Annotated in this window: 18 protein-coding genes; 3 read left to right on the top strand and 15 right to left on the bottom strand. The window is 67.3% G+C overall.

Going from position 1 to position 21243, the window contains the following annotated elements; all coding sequences use genetic code 11:
• Nucleotides 1-138 precede the first annotated feature (138 nt).
• The 3 genes from ectB to J6U32_RS13895 are packed head-to-tail and all read left to right on the top strand — an operon-like array spanning nt 139 to nt 2894.
• Entirely contained in the window at nt 139-1422 is a 1284-nt protein-coding gene (gene ectB, locus J6U32_RS13905) for a diaminobutyrate--2-oxoglutarate transaminase (protein WP_208790869.1), read from the top strand.
• The gene (locus J6U32_RS13900; protein WP_208790868.1) at nt 1419-1853 is read left to right on the top strand and encodes an ectoine synthase; all 435 of its coding nucleotides are present in this window, start codon (nt 1419-1421) and stop codon (nt 1851-1853) included. Before ectB ends, J6U32_RS13900 begins: the two co-directional genes overlap by 4 nt.
• Nucleotides 1854-1904: 51 nt before the next feature.
• Complete coding sequence (locus J6U32_RS13895; RefSeq protein WP_208790867.1) at nt 1905-2894, top strand: Sir2 family NAD-dependent protein deacetylase; 990 nt, start codon at nt 1905-1907, stop codon at nt 2892-2894.
• Here the strand turns inward: J6U32_RS13895 and proB are convergent.
• From proB to J6U32_RS13820, 15 genes are all read right to left on the bottom strand, one after another.
• Nucleotides 2838-3953: a glutamate 5-kinase gene (gene proB, locus J6U32_RS13890; protein WP_208790866.1), complete on the bottom strand. Its 1116-nt coding sequence runs from the start codon at nt 3951-3953 to the stop codon at nt 2838-2840. The two genes, J6U32_RS13895 and proB, sit on opposite strands and share 57 nt — an antisense overlap.
• Nucleotides 3953-5413 carry a GTPase ObgE gene (gene obgE, locus J6U32_RS13885; protein WP_208790865.1) on the bottom strand — a complete coding sequence of 487 codons (1461 nt, stop codon included), beginning with the start codon at nt 5411-5413 and terminating at the stop codon, nt 3953-3955. Before obgE ends, proB begins: the two co-directional genes overlap by 1 nt.
• A gap of 192 nt (nt 5414-5605) precedes the next feature.
• A complete protein-coding gene (rpmA, locus tag J6U32_RS13880; RefSeq protein ID WP_208790864.1) occupies nt 5606-5869 on the bottom strand; it encodes a 50S ribosomal protein L27 in 264 nt (87 codons plus the stop codon).
• Nucleotides 5870-5904: 35 nt separating this feature from the next.
• Nucleotides 5905-6216, bottom strand: coding sequence for a 50S ribosomal protein L21 (gene rplU / locus J6U32_RS13875; protein ID WP_208790863.1), 312 nt, complete (start codon nt 6214-6216; stop codon nt 5905-5907).
• Nucleotides 6217-6518: 302 nt separating this feature from the next.
• Nucleotides 6519-10022 (bottom strand): ribonuclease E/G, encoded by a 3504-nt coding sequence (locus tag J6U32_RS13870; RefSeq protein WP_208790862.1) that lies wholly within the window; start codon nt 10020-10022, stop codon nt 6519-6521.
• A 420-nt stretch (nt 10023-10442) separates the two neighbouring features.
• The gene (gene ndk / locus J6U32_RS13865; protein ID WP_208790861.1) at nt 10443-10859 is read right to left on the bottom strand and encodes a nucleoside-diphosphate kinase; all 417 of its coding nucleotides are present in this window, start codon (nt 10857-10859) and stop codon (nt 10443-10445) included.
• 47 nt (nt 10860-10906) lie between these two features.
• Nucleotides 10907-11392: a hypothetical protein gene (locus J6U32_RS13860; RefSeq protein ID WP_208790860.1), complete on the bottom strand. Its 486-nt coding sequence runs from the start codon at nt 11390-11392 to the stop codon at nt 10907-10909.
• 265 nt (nt 11393-11657) lie between these two features.
• Nucleotides 11658-12545, bottom strand: coding sequence for an undecaprenyl-diphosphate phosphatase (locus J6U32_RS13855; protein WP_208790859.1), 888 nt, complete (start codon nt 12543-12545; stop codon nt 11658-11660).
• A gap of 123 nt (nt 12546-12668) precedes the next feature.
• Nucleotides 12669-13070, bottom strand: coding sequence for a DUF4233 domain-containing protein (locus J6U32_RS13850; RefSeq protein WP_208790858.1), 402 nt, complete (start codon nt 13068-13070; stop codon nt 12669-12671).
• Complete coding sequence (folC, locus tag J6U32_RS13845) at nt 13067-14533, bottom strand: bifunctional tetrahydrofolate synthase/dihydrofolate synthase (protein WP_244332951.1); 1467 nt, start codon at nt 14531-14533, stop codon at nt 13067-13069. The genes J6U32_RS13850 and folC overlap by 4 nt, the downstream gene beginning before the upstream one ends.
• A gap of 206 nt (nt 14534-14739) precedes the next feature.
• Nucleotides 14740-17388, bottom strand: a complete 2649-nt coding sequence (locus J6U32_RS13840) for a valine--tRNA ligase (RefSeq protein ID WP_208790856.1) — start codon at nt 17386-17388, stop codon at nt 14740-14742.
• 90 nt (nt 17389-17478) lie between these two features.
• Nucleotides 17479-18099: a molybdenum cofactor guanylyltransferase gene (gene mobA / locus J6U32_RS13835; RefSeq protein WP_208790855.1), complete on the bottom strand. Its 621-nt coding sequence runs from the start codon at nt 18097-18099 to the stop codon at nt 17479-17481.
• A gap of 197 nt (nt 18100-18296) precedes the next feature.
• Nucleotides 18297-19577 carry an ATP-dependent Clp protease ATP-binding subunit ClpX gene (gene clpX / locus J6U32_RS13830; RefSeq protein ID WP_006371265.1) on the bottom strand — a complete coding sequence of 427 codons (1281 nt, stop codon included), beginning with the start codon at nt 19575-19577 and terminating at the stop codon, nt 18297-18299.
• A gap of 278 nt (nt 19578-19855) precedes the next feature.
• Nucleotides 19856-20551 (bottom strand): ATP-dependent Clp protease proteolytic subunit, encoded by a 696-nt coding sequence (locus tag J6U32_RS13825; protein ID WP_006371264.1) that lies wholly within the window; start codon nt 20549-20551, stop codon nt 19856-19858.
• A gap of 53 nt (nt 20552-20604) precedes the next feature.
• The gene (locus J6U32_RS13820; RefSeq protein WP_280118988.1) at nt 20605-21180 is read right to left on the bottom strand and encodes an ATP-dependent Clp protease proteolytic subunit; all 576 of its coding nucleotides are present in this window, start codon (nt 21178-21180) and stop codon (nt 20605-20607) included.
• Between the last annotated feature and the right edge of the window lie 63 nt (nt 21181-21243).

Here is a 21243-nt window from a genome sequence, read left to right as displayed (position 1 = left end):
CCGTCGCCGAGAATCGCTGTTGCACAGCGACAATCGCGTGCAACAGCGCTTCACTCGCCGCACCGTGGTGCGCTCCCGCGGCACCGGCGCGTCGACGGATCGGCGGCCCCACAGATTTCCCACATTGGAGGAATAACCATGAATGACCAACCCACCGACAAGAAGGCCTCCATCGACGACTCGGTCTTCACCCAACACGAATCCGAGGTCCGCAGTTACTGCCGTAGCTGGCCGACGGTGTTCGGTCAGGCCCGCGGATCGTGGCTGACCGACACCAGCGGTGATCGCTACCTGGACTTCTTCGCCGGGGCCGGTGCGCTCAACTACGGCCACAACAATCCGGTCCTCAAATCCGCGTTGCTCGAATACATCGAGTCCGACGGCATCACCCACGGCCTCGACATGGCCACCGAGGCCAAGGGTCGGCTGATCGAGGAGTTCACCTCCAAGATCCTCGCGCCGCGTGATCTGGACTACAAGATCCAGTTCCCCGGACCGACCGGCACCAACGCCGTCGAGTCGGCACTGAAGCTGGCCCGCAAGGTCACCGGCCGTGAATCGATCGTGAGTTTCACCAACGCCTTCCACGGCATGACCCTCGGCTCGCTGTCGGTGACCGGCAACTCGATGAAGCGCGCCGGCGCGGGAATCCCGCTCGTGCACGCGACCCCGATGCCGTTCGACAACTACCTCGGCGGGGCCGTCGAGGACTTCAGCTGGTTCGAGCGCGTGCTCGACGACTCCGGCAGCGGACTCAACCTGCCCGCGGCGGTCATCGTCGAGACCGTGCAGGGCGAGGGCGGTGTCAACGTTGCGCGTGCGGAATGGTTGCGTGCGCTCTCCGAGCTCTGCCGGCGACGCGACATCCTGCTGATCGTCGACGACGTGCAGATGGGTTGCGGCCGCACCGGTGAGTTCTTCTCCTTCGAGGAGGCCGGGATCAAGCCCGACATCGTCACGCTGTCCAAGTCGATCAGTGGATACGGGTTGCCGCTGGCACTCGTGCTCATCCGCCGCGACCTCGACGTGTGGTCGCCGGGCGAGCACAACGGCACCTTCCGCGGCAACAATCCCGCGTTCGTCACCGCGGCCAAGACCATCGAGCACTACTGGTCCGACGATTCGCTCTCCCGCGACGTCCACATGAAGGGCCGCCAGATCAACGAGGTCCTCTCCACGCTGGCCGCCCGTCACGAGGGTGTGTCGACCCGCGGCCGCGGCATGGCGCGCGGCCTGGTGTTCGCCGAGCCCGCCGACGCCGGCAAGGTGTGCGCCGCCGCCTTCGGCGCCGGTCTGCTCGCCGAGACCTCGGGCCCGTCCGACGAGGTCGTCAAACTCCTTCCGCCGCTGACCATTTCCACCGAGGATCTCGACCACGGGTTGGGAATCCTCGCCGATGCCACCGAGGAGGTGCTCGCATGATCGTCCGCACCACAGACGAGATCACCGGAACCGACCGAGACGTCGCCGACCCCAAGGGCAATTGGGTGTCCAAGCGCATCGTGCTCGGCGGCGACCGGGTCGGGTTCTCGTTTCACGAGACCACCATCAACGCCGGCAGTGTCAACGAGTTCCACTACGCCAACCACATCGAGGCCGTGTGGCTCGTCGAGGGCACCGGCACCCTGCTCGACCGGGAGACCGGCCAGACCTACCCCCTGGCGCCGGGCACGATGTATCTGCTCAACGGTCACGAGCGGCACACCGTCACCGCGGAGACGCAGATGCGCATGCTGTGCGTGTTCAATCCGCCCGTGGTCGGCACCGAGGTCCACGACGCCGACGGTGTCTATCCGCTGGTCACCGTGCCCGAACAGCCATCCGGCAAGCACGCCGAGACCGCCGACGTCTGACACGCCGGCCGTCACGGGTCGTCCACGAGTGGTGGCCCTATCCTGGATGAGGTGCGTACCCGTCTGCAGATCGGCTGGACCCCCGCCGAACCGACCCCGCTCGAGGAGCGCCTCGACGTCGCCCTCGATCGACTCTCGGCACTGCTCGACGGGGCCCGGATCACCGCCCTGACCGGCGCGGGCATCTCCACCGACTCCGGTATCCCCGACTACCGCAGTCCCGGTGCGCCGGCCCGCACACCGATGACCGTGCAGATGTTCTTGTCCTCCCCGGAATTCCGCCGCCACTATTGGGCACGGAATCACCTCGGCTGGCGTCACATGGACGCCGCGACACCCAATGCCGGCCATCATGCACTCGCCGAGCTCGGACGCCAGGGACGCCTGACCGGTGTGATCACCCAGAACGTCGACATGCTGCACACCAAGGCACGAACCCGACGGGTGATCGAGTTGCACGGCTGTTACGGGCGGGTGCGCTGCCTGGATTGCGCGGCGATCCTGTCGCGTCACCGGCTCGCGGAGATGCTCGAGGATCTCAATCCCGGCTTCGCGGCCCGGGTGTCCGGCCGTGGTGCGATCGAGGTGGCCCCCGACGCCGACGCCGCACTGGAGGACACCGCCGATTTCGTTGTCGCACCCTGCCCGCGATGCGGCGGCATCCTCAAACCCGACATCGTCTACTTCGGCGAGAACGCTTCCAAAGATCTTGTCGCACAATCGTTCGCGATGATCGACGAGAGCGATGCGCTACTCGTCGCCGGATCGTCGCTGACCGTGATGAGCGGACTCCGGTTCGCGCGGTACGCCCACCGCACCTCCAAGACGCTGGTGGTGGTCAATCGCGGTGCCACCCGCGCGGACGACCTCGCCAATCTGAAGATCGACCACCTCTGCGGTGTCGTCCTACCCGCCCTCGCACAGTCGGAACGAGCAGACCGGGCACGAACAGACCGGGGACGGGCAGAGCGGCTTACCGAGCCCTCAGACGGGGACGAGGTCGTCGGCGTGGATCACCGGGCGCTGCAACTGTTCCGGTAGTTCCGAGGTCGAGCGACCCACCATCCGGGCGACGTCGTCGGCCGCGTAGGACGAGACCCCCCGTGCATGCACGGAACCTGCCGCATCGACCAGTTCGACGACATCGCCCTCGGAGAACCCGCCGCGCACCCCGATCACCCCGGCTGCCAGCAGTGAGCGCCTGCGCTGCACCACCGCGGCGACCGCGCCGTCGTCGATGGCGATCTGTCCGCGCGCATCGGCGGCGTGGCGCACCCAGAAACGCCGCGACGACAGCCGGTCGGGGCGTGCGGCGAAGACCGTGCCCACCGACGCCGACCCCAACGCCTGCGCGGCCTCGGCGGCGGCCGCGAGGAGTACCGGCACCCCGCCATCGGCGGCCAGACGAGCCGCGGCCAGCTTGGACGCCATCCCACCGGTACCCAGTGCCCCACCGGAACCGGCGATCACACCGTCGAGATCCTCGGGCCCGTTGACCTCTGAAAGAAATTGTGCGACACGGCCGTCCGGTCCCGGCTTGCGGGGATCCCCGTCGTACAGACCGTCCACATCCGAGAGCAGCACCAGCGCGTCGGCACCGGCGAGGTGTGCCACCAGCGCCGCGAGCCGATCGTTGTCGCCGAACCGGATCTCGTTGGTGGCCACCGTGTCGTTCTCGTTGACGACACCGACCGCCCCCAGGGAGCGCAGCCGGTCCAGCGTGCGTTGCGCGTTGGCATGATGGGCACGGTTGGAGATGTCGTCGGCGGTCAGGAGCACCTGTCCGACGGTCCGCCCGTATCGGGCGAAACTCGTACCCCACGCGTGTGCCAGCGCAAGCTGTCCGACACTTGCCGCAGCCTGTTTGGTCGCGAGGTCGGTGGGACGCTTCTTGAGTCCCAGCGGGGCGATGCCCGCACCGATCGCTCCCGACGACACCACGATCACGTCCGACCCGGCCCGCATACGTGCTTCGAGTGCGTCGGTGAGCCGGTCGAGCCGAGTCATGTCGAGACCGGTACCGAGGTCGGTCAGCGCCGACGACCCGATCTTGACGACGATGCTGCGCGCGTGGGCAATCCGTTCACGCACGTCGCTCATTACTCGTCGGCCTCCGTGTCGTCGACCAGACCGCGGCGCACCCGTCGTGCCTGCTTGCGTTCGGCCGCACCCATCCGGTCGGATCGATCGAGCCGAATGTCGGTGCCGCGCCCGGTGATCGGGACGTCATCGCCCATCGGGGTGGTCGGCTCCCAGTCGAAGGTCATGTCGCCGATGGTGACCGGCGCTCCGGGCCTCGCACCGAGACGCATCAGCTCGTCCTCGACGCCGAGGCGGTTGAGGCGATCGGCGAGATAGCCGACGGCCTCGTCGTTGTCGAACTGTGTCTGCGCGATCCAGCGTTCCGGACGAGCACCGGTGACGACGAATCCACCGTCGATCGCCGGGTCCGGCGTCACCGCGAACTGTGCCTCGTCGATCGCCTTGGGGCGGATGACCGTTCGGCGGGCGGCGGGCTTGGGATGGGCTTCGCGATATTGCGCGACCATGCGCGCGAGCGCGTTGGTCAACTCACGAAGACCTTGGTGGGTGACGGCGGAGATGCGGTACACCGGCCAACCGCGCTGTGCCAGTTCGGGTTCGACGAGATCGGCGAGATCTGCGGCATCGGGGACGTCGATCTTGTTCAGGATGACCACCCGCGGGCGCTCAGCGAGGTCACCGAGCCCATGGTCGGTGTCGAGGGCCGGCTGGTATGCGGCGAGTTCGGCTTCGAGGGCGTCGATGTCGGACACCGGGTCACGCCCGGGTTCGAGGGTGGCGCAGTCGACCACATGCGCGAGGACCGCACACCGCTCGAGATGACGCAGGAAGTCCAGACCCAGACCGCGTCCGGTGGAGGCGCCGGGGATCAGACCGGGGACGTCGGCGATGGTGAACACGTCACCGGCGGCCTGCACCACACCCAGATTGGGCTGCAGCGTGGTGAACGGGTAATCGGCGATCTTCGGTTTGGCGGCCGAGAGTACCGACACCAGTGACGATTTGCCCGCGGACGGGAACCCGACCAGCCCGACGTCGGCGACCGACTTGAGCTCCAGTACCAGGTCTCGGTGTTGACCCTCCTCGCCGAGCAGCGCGAACCCGGGCGCCTTGCGCGCCCGGGAGGCCAGGGCGGCGTTGCCGAGTCCGCCACGACCGCCCTGCGCGGCGTCGAAGGTGGTGCCCGCCCCGACGAGGTCGGCGAGGATGGTGCCCGCCGCATCGAGGACGACGGTGCCGTCGGGAACGGCGAGCACGAGGTCCTCGCCGTTCGCGCCGTCGCGGTTGTCCCCCATCCCCGGTTTCCCGTTGCCCGCCTTGGCATGCGGACGGAAATGGAAATCCAGCAGGGTGTGGACCTGGGGGTCGACGACCAGGCGCACCGAGCCGCCGTTTCCGCCGTCGCCACCATCGGGGCCGCCGAGCGGCTTGAACTTCTCCCGGTGCACCGAGGAGCAGCCGTGGCCGCCGTTACCGGCGGCGACGTGGATGGTCACCCGGTCGACGAACCGCGACATGACGTTCCTTCCTTTTCGGGCGCGACGAGGGGTCGACACCCGGTGACAACAACAACCAAACGACTACGCAACAACCAACCGTGAGAACCAGGTGGTGAGAACAACTGTGCCAAACAACAAGGGCGGGCCGGGTGCATGATGCCCCTGCCCGCCCTGTCGAAGAGCTCTGGTGGTTCTCGCGAACCGCTCGGGTCAGGCCTGAGCGGTCTCCGGAACGATGTTCACGGTCTTGCGGCCACGCTTGGTACCGAACTCGACCGCACCCGCCGCAAGCGCGAACAGGGTGTCGTCGCCGCCACGGCCGACGTTGACGCCGGGGTGGAACTTGGTGCCGCGCTGGCGGATCAGGATCTCGCCGGCGCTGACCTGCTGGCCGCCGAAGCGCTTGACGCCGAGCCGCTGGGCGTTCGAATCGCGACCGTTGCGCGAGCTGGACGCGCCCTTCTTGTGTGCCATGTGTCAGTCCTCCTGGGGTAGCGCTGAGTCGAGAATTACTTGATACCGGTGACCTTGAGGACCGTCAGCTTCTGACGGTGACCCTGGCGCTTGTGGTAGCCGGTCTTGTTCTTGAACTTGTGGATGCGGATCTTCGGGCCCTTGACGTGCTCGACGATCTCACCGGTGACCGAGATCTTCGCGAGCTTGTCGGCGTCGGTGGTGAGCTCGGAGCCGTCGACGACCAGCGCCACCGGCAGGTTCACGGTGGTGCCCGGCGCGCTGTCGATCTTCTCGACCTTCACAATGTCGCCCTGAGCGACCTTGTACTGCTTACCGCCGGTCTTGACGATCGCGTACGTTGCCATCGAAGCTGTCCTCTTGTTCATCATCTCGGGCCGTGTCACGCAGGTGCGTCCACGGGTGTGTGGGTGTGTACATCCGGTGTGGGCCGTGCGAAACCCAGCGGCTACACCGGGGTTGCATCAGATCACTCCGAAGGGCCTGCCGTGGAGGGAGTTCCCGGCCGGTGTGACCCGCCGGGAACAGTGATCCCTTCGGGACTCGGCACAGCTCGAACCCTCCGCCAGAGGCGACCAATCAAGGTTACGGGAGCCGGTCCGGTCAGGTCAAACTCGCCTCACCGGGGTCCGCCATCCCGCTTCCGTGCCTACTCGTCGGCGGGCGGACCGGCCGGACGCCCGGCAGCCCGGCGCCGCGGCCGCTGCCGGACCGCGACAGCGGTCTCGGTCGTTTCGGTGGTCGGGCCGGACGTGGTCAGGGGCTTGGCAGGAGCGTCGGCGACGACCATCGCCGTCACCTCCGACGTCGTCGTCGGCGAAGCGGCGCGACGTGCGGCGCGTCGCCTGCCCCGACGGGCCGGCGCGGGTTGCGCCGCGCTCTCGGGTCCGCTCGCCGAGGTGACCTCGCCATTGGACGACGCGTGTTCGGTGGCGTCGGCCGACGAGCCGGTCTCCGGCGTCTCGGTGTCGGTTGCGGTGGTGCCGGTTCCCTGCGATTCCGCAGCGTCGGTGTTCTCCGACGTGTTCTGCGGCGCCTGTCGAGCGCTCACCGCAGCCTCATGACCGTCGTGCTCATGCCCCCCGGCCTCATGACCGTCATGATCCGCATGGTCCACGTGACCGTCGTGATCCTCGTCGCCGTCGTGGGCGTGCGCCGCCATCGCCCGGAACATCGGGTGTTCGGCCGGATTGTGGGCGGGTTTCTGTTGCTCGGCGGGCTGCTCGGTCTTGCGCTTGCCGCGACGAGACTTCTTCGACCCGGCGTCGGCGCGGCCCGCGTCGTCGGTCCGGACCTCCACCGGCGCGGAGTGGACGATCACGCCACGGCCGCTACACGTGGTGCACGTGGTTGAAAACGCTTCCAGCAGACCGGTTCCCAGCCGTTTACGGGTCATCTGCACCAGGCCGAGCGAGGTCACCTCGGAGACCTGATGGCGGGTGCGGTCACGGGCCAGTGCCTCGGTGAGTCGGCGCAGCACCAGATCTCGGTTGGATTCGAGGACCATGTCGATGAAGTCGACGATGATCATGCCGCCGATGTCGCGCAGCCGCATCTGCCGCACGATCTCCTCGGCGGCCTCGAGGTTGTTACGGGTCACCGTCTCCTCGAGGTTGCCGCCGGCACCGGTGAACTTGCCGGTGTTGACGTCGACGACCGTCATCGCCTCGGTGTGCTCGATGATCAGCGTGCCGCCCGAGGGCAGCCAGACCTTGCGGTCGAGCGCCTTGGCGAGTTGCTCGTCGATGCGGTGCACCACGAAGGAATCGGGTGCATCGGCGTGCGAACGCTCGAACTTCTCGACCCGCTCGAGTAGGTCGGGCGCCACCGAGCTGACGTAGCCCTCCACGAGGTTCCACGCCTTGTCACCCTCGATGACGAGCTTGCGGAAGTCCTCGTTGAACAGGTCACGGACGACCCGCACCAGCAGGTCGGGCTCCTCGTACAGGGCCCGCGGATTCTGCGAGCCGTTGCCCTTCTTGCCGTCGGACTTCGCGTCGGAGACCGCGGATTCGATCGCCTTCCACTTGGACTCGAGACGTTCGATGTCGGCGGCGAGATCGTCGGCGCTGACACCCTCCGATGCCGTGCGGATGATCACTCCCGCATCGTCGGGGACGAGTTTGGCGAGGATCTGCTTGAGGCGCTTGCGCTCGACGTCGGGCAGCTTGCGGCTGATGCCGGTCGACGAACCGCCCGGCACATACACCAGATAGCGTCCGGCCAGCGAGATCTGCGTTGTCAGACGCGCACCCTTGTGACCCACCGGGTCCTTGCTGACCTGCACGACCACGTTGTCGCCGGGCGACAGCGCCTGCTCGATCTTGCGTGACCCGCCATCGAGACCGGCGGCATCCCAGTTGACCTCACCGGCGTACAGGACACCGTTGCGACCACGTCCGATGTCGACGAAGGCGGCCTCCATGCCGGGCAGCACGTTCTGCACGCGCCCGAGGTAGATGTTGCCGACCATCGACGACGACGTCTCGGTGGTGACGAAGTGTTCGACGAGCACGCCGTCCTCGAGCACCGCGACCTGCGTGTAGTCCTCGATGGCCGCGGGATCGGCGTAGTCGGTGGTGTGCAGTGAGCTGTTGGCGCTGCGCTCGCGCACGACCATGACCCGCTCGACGGCCTCGCGGCGCGCGAGGAACTCCGACTCGCTCAAGATCGGCGGCCGACGACGACCGGCGTCACGGCCGTCGCGGCGTCGCTGACGTTTGGCCTCGAGCCGGGTCGAGCCGGAGATGCCCTGCACCTCGTCGCGTACCCGCTTGCTGCGCGGTTCGCGCTCGTGCACCACGGTGTTCGGGGGGTCGTCGGCCGCCACATCCTCGGCCTCGCCGCCGCCCTTGCGCCGACGCCGACGCCGACGCCGCTTGGAGGTCGGTACCGAGGAGTCATCGCCATCATCGGACTCGTCATCGGTATCGGCGTCCTCCGCGGACTCCGCCGTGTCGTCACCGGCGGCGGTGTCCTCACCCCTGCGCTTCTTGTCGGCTCCGGCCTTGTCGGATCCTGCTCGGTCGGCTCCGGACCCGTCGCCATCGGACCCGTCGGCTTTCGCGTCGCCGTCCTTCTTGCCGGACTTCTTTCCGGATTTCTTGCCCGATCCCGATTGCTGCTTGTCGGTGGACGACTTGCCGTTCGATCCGGAGTCGTCCGACGACCCCGAGGAGTCCTCGTCGCGCGACGAGACATCGGTGGAATCGGAATCATCGTCGTGCGAGCCGGAGTCGTCCGACGAGTCCGCACGGTCGCCTTGATCGCCACGACCGCGACCACGACCACGCCGGCCACGCCGACGCCTGCGGTTGCGCCCGCCCTCACCCGACTGATCGTCCTCGGAACCGTCGTCGTCGGACTGATCGTCGATGTCCGCGGCGGTGTCGTCGCGGGTCGTCGATTCGGTCTTCGCCGACTCGGTCTTCGTCGATCCGGCCTTCGTCGATTCGGGGCTCGAGGTGCGCGCCGATCGGGACGGCGCGGGGGTCGATGTGTCCGGCTGCAGGAACAAGGGCCCCGCCGCGACCTCACCGGTCGCCTGGACGGGCGCATGACTGTCGACGTCGGCCGAGGAGAACAGCATCGGCACGTCCGACCGCGGTGGCGCCGGGGCGTCATCGGCCGATTCGGGCGCAGTGGTGAGCTCGGGCGCAGCAGTGTCGATCGCAGCGGTGTCGGGCACTTCCGACGTCGCCGCGTTGTCTGCTGGTGTCTCTTCGGCGGGGGTGTCTGCAACAAGAGACTCGGGCACGGCGGTCTCTGATACGGCGGTCTCGGGCGCCGCCACCTGCTCCGTCGGCTCCTCCGCCGCGGCGACAGTCGGCTCCGCGTGGGAGGTCTCGACCGCTGGTGTCTCGACCCCGGCGGTGTCGGCCGTCGGCGTCTGTCCCTGCGGCGCGTCCGCGACCGCGTCGTCGGCGGGCGGCTCGCTCTCCCGCACACGCTGCGCAACCGCCTGTGCCATCTCCCGCTCGACGCTCGATTGCGGGCTACGGGTGTGCCAGCCCAACTCGGCGAGGTGCGCAAGCACCTGACGACTGGTCAGGCCGAGCACTCGGGCGAGTGCGTGCACACGAAGCTTGCTGGGAAATTCTTCCACCGGATCCGACGCAGCGTTCGCGTCAGCCGGTGACCCATTGTCGGTCACTCGTGTCTCCTCGAACCCCCGGGCGCGTCCATCCGACGCGGCCACGCGAGGGCCTCTGCTGTGTGTCCCGGCCGTCGGCCAGTGTTGTGTGGTCTGCGCGCCCCCTCGGCTCGATCGGAGCTGCGGGGCGCTCTTGCTGGGTCGATGGGTTACGGCGGTCCACCCTCCACGCCATCACGAAGGCTGTGGCCTGCCGGCGGATCGCCGTCGGCGACCCACCGCGATGGGGAGGGCGGGTGGGCGGGCACTTGTCCCGGTCATCTCGACCGGGACTTTCGTGCTGGTCCGACCCGTTTCCGAACGTCATCGGCGTTGCCACGGACAAAGTGTGTCCGTGATAACCCCACAAGTATCCCACACCGCGGGGCGACGCCGGCACTCATGTGCGTGCACGCGCGTCGACCCGGGAGGTTGCGAGCGTCAGGCGTCGAGGTCGGGGAACCAGATCGCGATCTCGCGCTCGGCCGAGTCGGGCGAATCCGAGCCGTGGACGAGATTGTTCTGGGTGCTCAGTGCGAAATCCCCGCGGATGGTCCCCGGTACCGCCTTTTCGACGGGGTCGGTGCCGCCGGCGATCTGCCGCCAGGCTGCGACCGCACGCGGCCCCTCGACGACGGCGGCGACGAGCGGCGCCGAGGTGATGAACTCCAACAGCGCCGGGAAGAACGGCTTGCCCTCGTGTTCGGCATAGTGCCGACGGGCGAGTTCGTCGTCGACCGTCTTGAGTTCGAGCGCCACGAGCGTCAGGCCCTTGCGTTCGATGCGGGCGAGGATGTCACCCACCAGGGCGCGGGCAACACCGTCGGGCTTGATCAGTACCAGTGTCCGTTCAGTCACGAGCACACCTTATCGGCGCGCGGGTCGCGTCCCTACGGGTAGTGCCTCTATGGGCAGTACTGACCCGACACGGCGTAGAAGCCGTAATCGAACAACCCACCCGAGGTCGATCGCGGATCCACGATCACCTGTACGCATCCCTTCGGGTCGACCAGCGCACCCTTGACGGCCAGATCGAGATTCCTGGCCAGCGCCATGTTCGCCGGACGGTACTGCTCCGGAACCGGAAGAGCCGCGACCGCCTCGGCGGTCTTCATCGACGCCATCCGCTTGGTGAGGTCGTGGGTGGCGATGTATCCGAAGGAGCCGGAGGGCACCGGCATCGGCGGACCGGCATCGGGAACGTCGACGAGGAGTACCTGCGAGTCGGGGGCGGGCTGTGCCGGTGCGGGCGCCGCCGAGGACGGAGCCACCGTGGCCATGACTGCGGTACCGGCGGCGGCCGCCGCCAGGAGTGCGAGGGCGCCTTGTCTGGCGACCGACCGTGCCCGGGTCTCGTTGGTGGTGCGGTGACAGGCGCGGTCGATGATCACGCGGCTCCTTCGGGGTTGTCTGCGGCGTGGCGGTGGCGGCGAAAGGCGCGTCACCACCGTAGTCATGTCGGCCGGAGTGCGGGTCGGATGACCACTGCAGGGTCACAGCCCGATACGGGTCTCGAAGATACTCCGAGAGAAATCGCGGGCCCAGGCGCGACTTCGCGTAATTCTGCAAGAGGAGTGAGTGCGAGAACACCCCATCGAGGTCACGATTGGGCACCGATCGTCGGCCGAACGGACGACACGCCGCCCGAGCGCGCGGTCAGGCGAAGTGAACGATGCTGATCGCCCCGGCCAGCACGCAGTAGACCACGAACGGGTACAGCGTGCGGGTGTGGAACCAGCGGGCGAGAAAGGCCACGGCCGCGAGCGCCGCGACGAACGCGCAGAGCGAACCAACGAGGACCTGCCCACCGATGCCGTGTCCCTCGGGCCCGAACAGCTCGGGGATCTTCAGTAGCCCGGCGGCCAGGATGACGGGGGTGGCCAGCAGGAACGCGAATTTCGCCGCGTCCTCGTGCACCAGGCGACGCAGGAGACCACCGGAGATCGTCACCCCGGATCGCGAGATACCCGGGAGCAGCGCCAGGATCTGGCATGCGCCGATACCGACGGCCTCCCACATCGTCAGCGACGACATCGCCCGATCATTGCCCGAGGGTTGCGCGGCGTGCCGGCCCGCGGCCGTGCGTCGCCGCAGCAGTTCGGCCGTCAGCAGCACGAGACCGTTGAGGAACAAAAAGATCGACGCGGCAAGCGGGGTGGCGAACACCACCCTCAGCGGCTTCTCGGCAACCAGGCCGACGATCCCCACCGGGATCGTGCCGACGATGATCAGCCACGCCAGGCGCGCGTCGTCACCCTCGATGGAACGGTGCCGCAGCGACGAAATGAACCCACCCACGATTCGGACCCAGTCGCGCCAATAGAACAGAACGAGCGCCACGGCCGTCGCGACGTGCAGTGCCACGACGAACGCCAGGAACGGGGTGTGCCCGGCGCTGTCGGATTCGGTGACCAGCTTCTCCCAGTCTCCCCCCAGCCAGGCGGGCACCAGGATCGAATGCCCCAGGCTCGACACCGGGAACAACTCGGTCACACCTTGCAACAGACCCATCACAACGGCCTGGGGATAGGTCAGATCGCTCACCGTCGGCTCATCCTCTCGTCACCTCGACGCGCCAACAGTACCCAACGGCGGCCCACGAAACATGTTGCGCCACAGGCAATTACGGACATACCTCGCAGAACGGCCGACGCGGCGCGACGACCGTCACGAGTCGATCGGCTCCTGACCGGCCAACCGCCCCTCACGCATACGTCGGGCGACATCGGCACGGACATAGCGGATGTAGAGCCACACGAACAGGAACAGCAGCCCGACGATGGCGATCGACCAGTGGAATACCCCACCGATGATCACCAGGATCTGCAGGCCGATGTCGATCTCGAGAGCCCGCCGCCGACCCTGCATCCCGCAGGCGAGGATCATCAGCAGCGTGACCACGCCGAGATAGATTCCCGAGATCCAGGTCAGCCCCGGTCCGATCTTCGCGACGATCGGGAAGGTGAGGACCATGACGATGACCTCGAGGACCAGCGTGCCGGCCATGACGCCGCGCAGGCCGCGCCACGGGTCGGTGGCCGGCGCGGTGAAGCCGGGATGGTCGCTCATGCGGGCTCCTTGCCGAAGAGGGTTCGCCCGGCGCCTGCGGTGACCACCGAACCGGTGATGATCACACCCGCCCCGGACACCGGCTCGCCGTCGGACTCCTCGGCCAGCGCGATGGCCGCGGCCACCGCGTCGGGCAGGAAGGGCTCGACGGTGACGCGGTCCTCGCCGAAGACCTCCCGGGCGATCTCGGCCAGGTCCTCGGCATCGAGCGCACGCGGTGATCCGTTGTTGGTGACGACGACGTGATCGAGGACGGGTTCGAGTGCGGCGAGCACACCTTCGGCGTCCTTGTCCCCGAGCACGCCGATGACGCCGACGAGCCGCCGGAAATCGAATTCGTCGGTCAACGCGTGCGCGAGTGCCTCGGCGCCGTGCGGATTGTGCGCGGCGTCGACGAACACACTCGGCGCGCTGCGGACCCGCTCGAGCCGTCCCGGACTGCTGACGGAGGCGAAACCCGCACGGACGGCATCGATGTCGAGTTGACGATCGGGTCCGGCACCGAAGAACGCCTCGACCGCCGCGAGCGCGAGCGCGGCGTTGGCGGCCTGATGCTCGCCGTGCAGCGGCAGCAAGAGTTCCTCGTAGACACCACCGAGCCCCTGGATTCGCAACATCTGCCCACCGACGGCGGTAACCGCGTCGAGGACCGCGAATTCGGAATTCTGCCGGGCCACGATCGTGCCCTTGTCCACACTCTCGCGCAGCAGCACCTCCATCACCTCCGGCTGCTGGGGGGCGATGACGGTCACCGGATCGGTCACGACGAGATCGTCCTTGGCGCGCTTGATGATCCCGGCCTTCTCCCCCGTGATCGCCGCGAGCGAGTCGCCGAGGTAATCGGCGTGATCCATCGCGATCGGGGTGATCACGGCGACGGCACCGTCGACGACGTTGGTCGCATCCCAACGGCCGCCCATGCCGGTCTCGACGACGGCCACGTCGATGGGTGCCTCGGCGAAGTAGGCGTAGGCGATCGCGGTGAGCACCTCGAACTTGCTCATCCGCGGGCCCTCGGCGGCTGTCGACGAGTCGTCGACCATGGTGATGTACGGCTCGAGATCGCGGTAGGTGTCGACATAGGCGCGCGCCGAGATGGGTTGCCCGTCAACGGCGATACGCTCGGTCACCCGCTGCAGGTGCGGGCTGGTGATGCGCCCGGTGCGCCGGTGCAACGCGACGAGCAGCGCGTCGATCATCCGGGTCACCGACGTCTTGCCGTTGGTGCCGGCGACGTGGATCGCCGGGTAGGCGTGCTGCGGCGAACCGAGCAGATCCATCAACGCCGCGATGCGCGTCAGCGACGGCTCGATCTTCGTCTCCGGCCAGCGGGTGTCGAGGTCGGCCTCCACCTCGGCGAGTTCGGCGAGATCGGCCGCACTGTCGCCCGCGGTCAGCGGCGCACGATCGCGGGCGTCGGCGGCGGTTTCCTCGTCGTCGGTCAGCAGGGAGGCGAGATCCATCCGGTCGGGAGCGACGTCCTCGGGCCCGAAGTCGTCGGGTCCGAAGTCGTCGAGTCCGGGGGCGTCGGGTCCGGGGTCGTCGGGCTCGATGTCACCCGCGTCCTCCCACCCGGCGAAATCGGCGGCGGTGAAAATCGGTTCGTCGTCGGAGCCGTCCACTGCATCATCGTGGTGTGAATCGTCGGGATCGGACCCGCGGTCGCGAGTCACGATCCGCCCAGCGATGCCAGCTTGGCGGTGAGCCGTTGCACCTCTTCACCGGCGATCTGTTGGCGCGCGCGGATCTTCTCCACGACGGCCTCCGGCGCCTTGGCAAGGAACTGCTCATTGCCCAGTTTCCCGGTGGTCTGGGCCAGTTCCTTCTCGGCGGCGGCGAGATCCTTCGTGGCCCGCTTGCGCTCGGCCTCCACGTCGACGGTCCCGGACGTGTCGATCTCGACCCCGACCGTCGCCACACTCAGTCGCACCTCGAGGTCGGCGGTCGCGGTGAACTCGGTTCCCGGCTCCTCCAGCCGGGCCAGCGCGGCCATGTACCCGGTGAGTCCGGCCAGTCCGGCATCATCGAGGTGGGTGAACCGCACCGGAACCTTCTGTCCCGGTTTGAGCCCCTGATCGCTGCGGAAGCGTCGAACCTCGGTGATCAGCTTCTGCAAGTCCTCCACGGCGGTCGCCGCCTCGGTATCGGTCGCCCGCTCCGAGACCGTCGTCGGCCACGGCGAGATCACCAGCGACTCACCACCGGTCAGCGACGTCCACAACACCTCGGTGACGAAGGGCATCACCGGCGACAGGGCCCGCAACAACGGGTCGAGTACCGCGCCGAGGACCAGACGCGTTGTCTGCGAACGCTTCTCGTCGTTCTCGGCGAACTGCACCTTGGCCAGTTCCAGGTACCAGTCGCAGAACTCGTCCCAGGCGAAGTGATAGAGAGCCTCACAGGCCTTGGAGAATTCGTACGACTCGAAGCCCGCGTCGACCGTGGCGAGCACCTCGTCGAGACGCGACAGAATCCACCGGTCGGCGATCGTCAGATCCGCCGGAGCCTGCAGTTCGCCGACCTCGGCCCCGTTCATCAGCGCGAACTTGGTGGCGTTGAACAGCTTGGTCGCGAAGTTGCGCGAGGACTGGGCGTGGTCCTCACCGACGGAGATGTCACTGCCCGGATTCGCCCCACGCGCCAGCGTGAAACGCAGGGCGTCGGCGCCGAACCGCTCGACCCAGTCCAGCGGGTCGATGCCGTTGCCCTTGGACTTGCTCATCTTGCGGCCGTGCTCATCGCGCACGAGGCCGTGTAGGAACAGATTGTGGAACGGCACGCGGCGCTCCGGTCCCAGGTCGGCGCCAACATAGGTGCCGAACATCATCATCCGCGCCACCCAGAAAAACAGAATGTCGTAACCGGTCACGAGAACCGAAGTGGGATAGAACTTCTCGAGGTCGGCGGTCTGCTCGGGCCAGCCCAGGGTGGAGAACGGCCACAGACCCGAGGAGAACCAGGTGTCGAGGACGTCGGTCTCCTGGGTGTACCCGGCGGGCGGCGCGTCGTCGGGTCCGACGCACACCACCTCGCCATCGGGGCCATACCAGATCGGGATGCGGTGACCCCACCACAACTGACGCGAGATGCACCAGTCGTGCATGTTGTCGACCCAACCGAACCAGCGCGGCTCCATCGAGGCCGGATGGATCACCGTCGCCCCGTCGCGGACGGCGTCACCGGCGGCCTTGGCCAGTGGGTCGACCTTGACCCACCACTGCATCGACAGCCGCGGCTCGATCGGTTCACCGGTCCGCTCGGAATGTCCGACGCTGTGTAGGTAGGGCCGGATCTCCTTGACGATGCGTCCCTGCTCGGCAAGGGCCTCACGCACCTTGACCCGTGCCTCGAAGCGGTCCATGCCGTCGAATTGCGTTCCGGTGCCGAAGATCCGGGCTTCCTCATCGAGGATGGTCGGCATCGGGAGATCGTGGCGCTGGCCGATCGCGAAGTCGTTGGGGTCGTGGGCGGGGGTAATCTTGACCGCGCCACTGCCGAACTCCGGGTCCACGTAGTCGTCGGCGATGACCGGGATGGTGCGCTCGACGAACGGGTGGGCCAGTTCGGTCCCGATCAGGTGCGCATAGCGTTCGTCGTCGGGGTGCACTGCGATCGCGGTGTCACCGAGCATCGTCTCCAGTCGCGTCGTGGCCACCACGATGTGCGGCTCGGCGTCGTCGAGCGAGCCGTAGCGGAAGCTCACCAGTTCACCCTCGACGTCGGCGTAGCTGACCTCGATGTCGCTGACCGCGGTCTTGAGGACCGGCGACCAGTTCACCAGGCGTTCGGCCTGGTAGATGAGCCCGTCGTCGTACATCTTCTTGAACATCGTCTGCACCGCGCGGGACAGGCCCTCGTCCATGGTGAACCGTTCCCGGCTCCAGTCGACGCTGTCGCCGAGGCGGCGCATCTGCTCGCCGATGTTGCCGCCGATCGCGGCCTTCTCGGCCCACACGCGTTCGATGAACGCCTCACGTCCGAGGTCGTCGCGGGTCAGCCCCTCACCGGCGAGTTTGCGCTCGACCATGGTCTGCATGGCGATCGCCGCATGGTCCATTCCGGGCAGCCAGAGCACCTCGTAGCCCTGCATCCGACGGCGCCGCGAGAGCGCATCCATCAGGACGTGCTCGTAGGCGTGCCCCATGTGCAGGGAGCCGTTGACGTTGGGCGGCGGGATGACGATCGAGAACGGCGGCTTCTCACCGGCCGCGTCCGCGGTGAAATAGCCTGCGTCCACCCATCGCTGGTACAGCGCTGCCTCGTGTTCGGCGGGGTCCCAGGACTTCGGCAGCTCGCGGGAGGTATCGGGTGTGGTCACCCCCCAATCTTAGGGAACGCTGCAGACGCCCCTGCGCCCCCTGCCCCGCCGTGCCGGGTGCTCGCCGTTGCGGGTCGGGCGCACCCGTCGCTACGGCGCGAGTGCGCGCAGGCGGTGCAGGTCCTCGGGTGCGTTGACGTTGATCAGCCAAGACGGGTCACTCACCGTGATCCGGCGGGTCACCAGCGCATCGAGCGCTGCGGTCATCCGTCGCTCACCGGACTCGACCAGCGCGGCCACCGTGTCCGCGGCACCGACGCGGTAGATGGCCGCCATGGGGTGGTCGCGGTCGGCATCGTGGGCGACGACAGCCTCGGTCGATTCGGTCATGGCCGCCGACAATTCGGCGACCAGTCCCGGTGCGATCATCGGCATGTCGGTGGCGCACACGAACGCCATCTCGGCGCCGTGCTCACCCGCGGTCGCCAACCCGGCGGCGAGGCCGCCGAGCGGGCCTGCCCCCTGCTGCTCGCCGGTGACCCACTGGGCCGGCGGACCACCGGTGCCATGCAATTCCTGATACGCCGGGGAGCCCGTCGGTGCGGCGACGAACACCCCACGGTCGCAGCAGCCGTTGAGGACCTCGACGATGCTTGCCAGCATCGGCTGTCCCTCCCAATCCATCGCCGCCTTGTTGTGGCCCATTCGCCGGGAGCGTCCGCCGGCCAGGACCAGTCCGGCCAGATGTCGATCATTCGTCTGCGCTGTCATGGGTCCAGTCTCGGCGATGACCACCTCGCCTGGTGTCGAGATCGCGATACCGGTGTCGCCCAAAGGGAATTGAGCCCAACGGAATTGAACCCAGTGGAATCTGGCCCAGTGGGATCGGGCCACATACCCCGCACGCCAACGCTCCCGCCCGGGACATCCGGACGGGAGCGTTGGTGTGAGAGGGATCGGTGTGCGTGTCAGGCGCTTTTGTCGCGCCGTTCGTCGTCGCTCTCGGCGCGCGGAACGATCGTCGGGAGCACGTTGTCGTTCACCGTCTCGGCGGTGACGACGACCTTCTCGACGTCGGTACGGCTCGGGATGTCGTACATCACCGGGAGCAGCACTTCTTCCATGATGGCGCGAAGACCACGCGCGCCGGTACCACGATGGATGGCCTGATCGGCGATCGCCTCGAGCGCGTCGGCGCTGAACTCGAGTTCGACGTTGTCCATCTCGAAGAGCTTCGTGTACTGCTTGACCAGCGCGTTCTTCGGCTCGGACAGGATCGACACGAGCGATTCCTTGTCCAGATTGGTCACCGACGCGATGATCGGCAGACGACCGATGAACTCCGGGATCAGCCCAAACTTGATGAGATCCTCGGGCATCACCTCGGCGAAGTGATCGGTGACGTCCACGTCGTTCTTGGAGGCCACCTCATTGCCGAAACCGATGCCGCGCTTGCCGATTCGCTCGGAGATCACTTTCTCCAGGCCGGCGAAGGCGCCCGCCACGATGAACAACACGTTGGTGGTGTCGATCTGGATGAACTCCTGATGCGGATGCTTGCGACCGCCTTGCGGCGGCACCGACGCCTGCGTCCCCTCGAGGATCTTCAGCAGCGCCTGCTGCACGCCCTCACCGGACACATCGCGCGTGATCGACGGGTTCTCGCTCTTGCGGGCGATCTTGTCGACCTCGTCGATGTAGATGATGCCGGTCTCGGCGCGCTTGACGTCGTAGTCGGCGGCCTGGATGAGCTTGAGGAGGATGTTCTCGACGTCTTCGCCGACGTACCCGGCTTCGGTGAGCGCCGTGGCATCGGCGATCGCGAACGGGACGTTGAGCATCTTGGCGAGCGTCTGCGCGAGGTAGGTCTTGCCGCAACCGGTCGGACCGAGCATGAGGATGTTGGACTTCATCAGCTCGACGGTCTCACCGCCACGAGCCTCTTTCTTCTCCCCGGCCTGGATGCGCTTGTAATGGTTGTAGACGGCCACCGCGAGCGTGCGCTTGGCCGTGTCCTGACCGATCACATAGTTCTCGAGGAATTCCTTGATCTCGGCGGGCTTGGGCAGCTCGTCGAGCTTCACATCACCGTTCTCGGCGAGTTCTTCCTCGATGATCTCGTTGCACAGGTCGATGCACTCGTCGCAGATGTACACGCCGGGACCGGCGATGAGCTTTTTGACCTGCTTCTGACTCTTTCCGCAGAAGGAGCACTTCAGCAGATCGCCACCGTCTCCGATTCGTGCCATCGTGTGCTGTACCTACTTCCTCGATGTTGCCTGGCTGCCGGGGTCGTCGCCGCCACCGGATCGGCGACGATGGGGCAGGCGCGGGCGCGGACGGTCATGACGTGCGACGAGTACCTTGCTCGAACGGGCTCGCCACGAGTGTTCGCCCTCCCGACGGTACCCGCGCACGCCCGTTACTTCGACCGCTTGGGCCAAATGTCGCGAGAATGTCGTCCGGTCTGCCGCCGGGAACCCCGACGGCTCGGCCGCACCACATCCGTGCCGGTGATGAGCGCCGGCTACTTCTTCATTGACTTCTTGCGATACTCGAACACCTCGTCCACGATCCCGTACTCCTTCGCGGCGTCGGCGGTGAGGATGTTGTCGCGATCGGTGTCCTTGCGGATCTTCTCGGCCGGCTGCCCGGTGTGCGAGGCCAGGATCTCGTCGAGACGGTTGCGGATGCGCTCGATCTCGGCGGCCTGGATCTCGAGGTCGGAGACCTGCCCCTGATAGGCGCCACCGGTACGCGGCTGGTGGATCAGGATCGTCGCGTTCGGCAGCGCCGCGCGCTTGCCGGGGGTGCCGCCGGCGAGCAGGATCGCCGCCGCCGATGCCGCCTCACCGAGGCACACCGTCACGATGTCGCAGTGCACGTACTGCATCGTGTCGTAGATGGCGAGCATGTCGGGCACACTGCCACCGGGTGAGTTGATGTACATCGTGATGTCGCGGTCGGGATCCTGCGATTCGAGGACCAGCAGCTGAGCCATCACGTCATTGGCAACGGTCTGGTCGATCGGGGTACCGACGAAGACGATCCGCTCCTCGAAGAGCTTGGCGTACGGGTCGTACTGGCGCTGGCCGTTGGGCGTGTGCTCGATGAACTGCGGAAGGATGTAGCGCGCCTCGATCGCCTTCAGCGCCAGCGCCGAAGCCGGGATTCCGGCCGCCACGTCGGCGGGCAGGGCGTCGGTCGTCAGATTATGGGTCATTTCTGCTCCGTGAGGTTGGGATGCGACGAATGGTCTGTGGAGGGTCCGGCGCGTCAGTTCACCGGCACCGCACGCGTGATCACGTGGTCGACCAGCCCGTATTCCTTGGCCTGCTCGGCGGTGAACCACTTGTCGCGGTCGGCGTCGGCCTCGATCTTCTCCAGCGGCTGACCACTGAACTCGGCGTTGAGCCGGTTCATCTCCTTCTTCGTCGCCGCGAACTGCTCGGCCTGGATGGCGATGTCGGCCGCGGTACCACCGATACCCGCCGACGGCTGGTGCATCATGATCCGCGAGTGCGGGAGCGCATGGCGCTTACCCGGGGCACCCGCAGCCAGCAGGAACTGGCCCATCGACGCAGCCATCCCCATCGCATAGGTGGCCACATCGCACTCGGCGAGCTGCATGGTGTCGAAGATCGCCATGCCCGCGGTCACCGACCCACCGGGTGAATTGATGTAGAGGTGGATGTCCTTGGTCGGGTCCTCGGCGGCGAGCAGCAGGATCTGCGCGCACAGCCGGTTGGCGATGTCGTCGTCGACCTGTGTACCGAGGAAGATGATGCGCTCGCGCAGCAGTCGCTCGAACACCGAATCGGTGAGATTGAGCCCGGCGACTCCCGAGCTCATCGAAGGAGTGCGGCTCATCGAAGGGATGTCATCAGTCGGCTTGCTCACGATTCCTACCTTTAC

The organism is Gordonia polyisoprenivorans, from assembly GCF_017654315.1.
Taxonomy (GTDB): Bacteria; Actinomycetota; Actinomycetes; order Mycobacteriales; family Mycobacteriaceae; genus Gordonia; species Gordonia polyisoprenivorans_A.
This window is presented reverse-complemented; position numbering and strand designations above follow the sequence as displayed.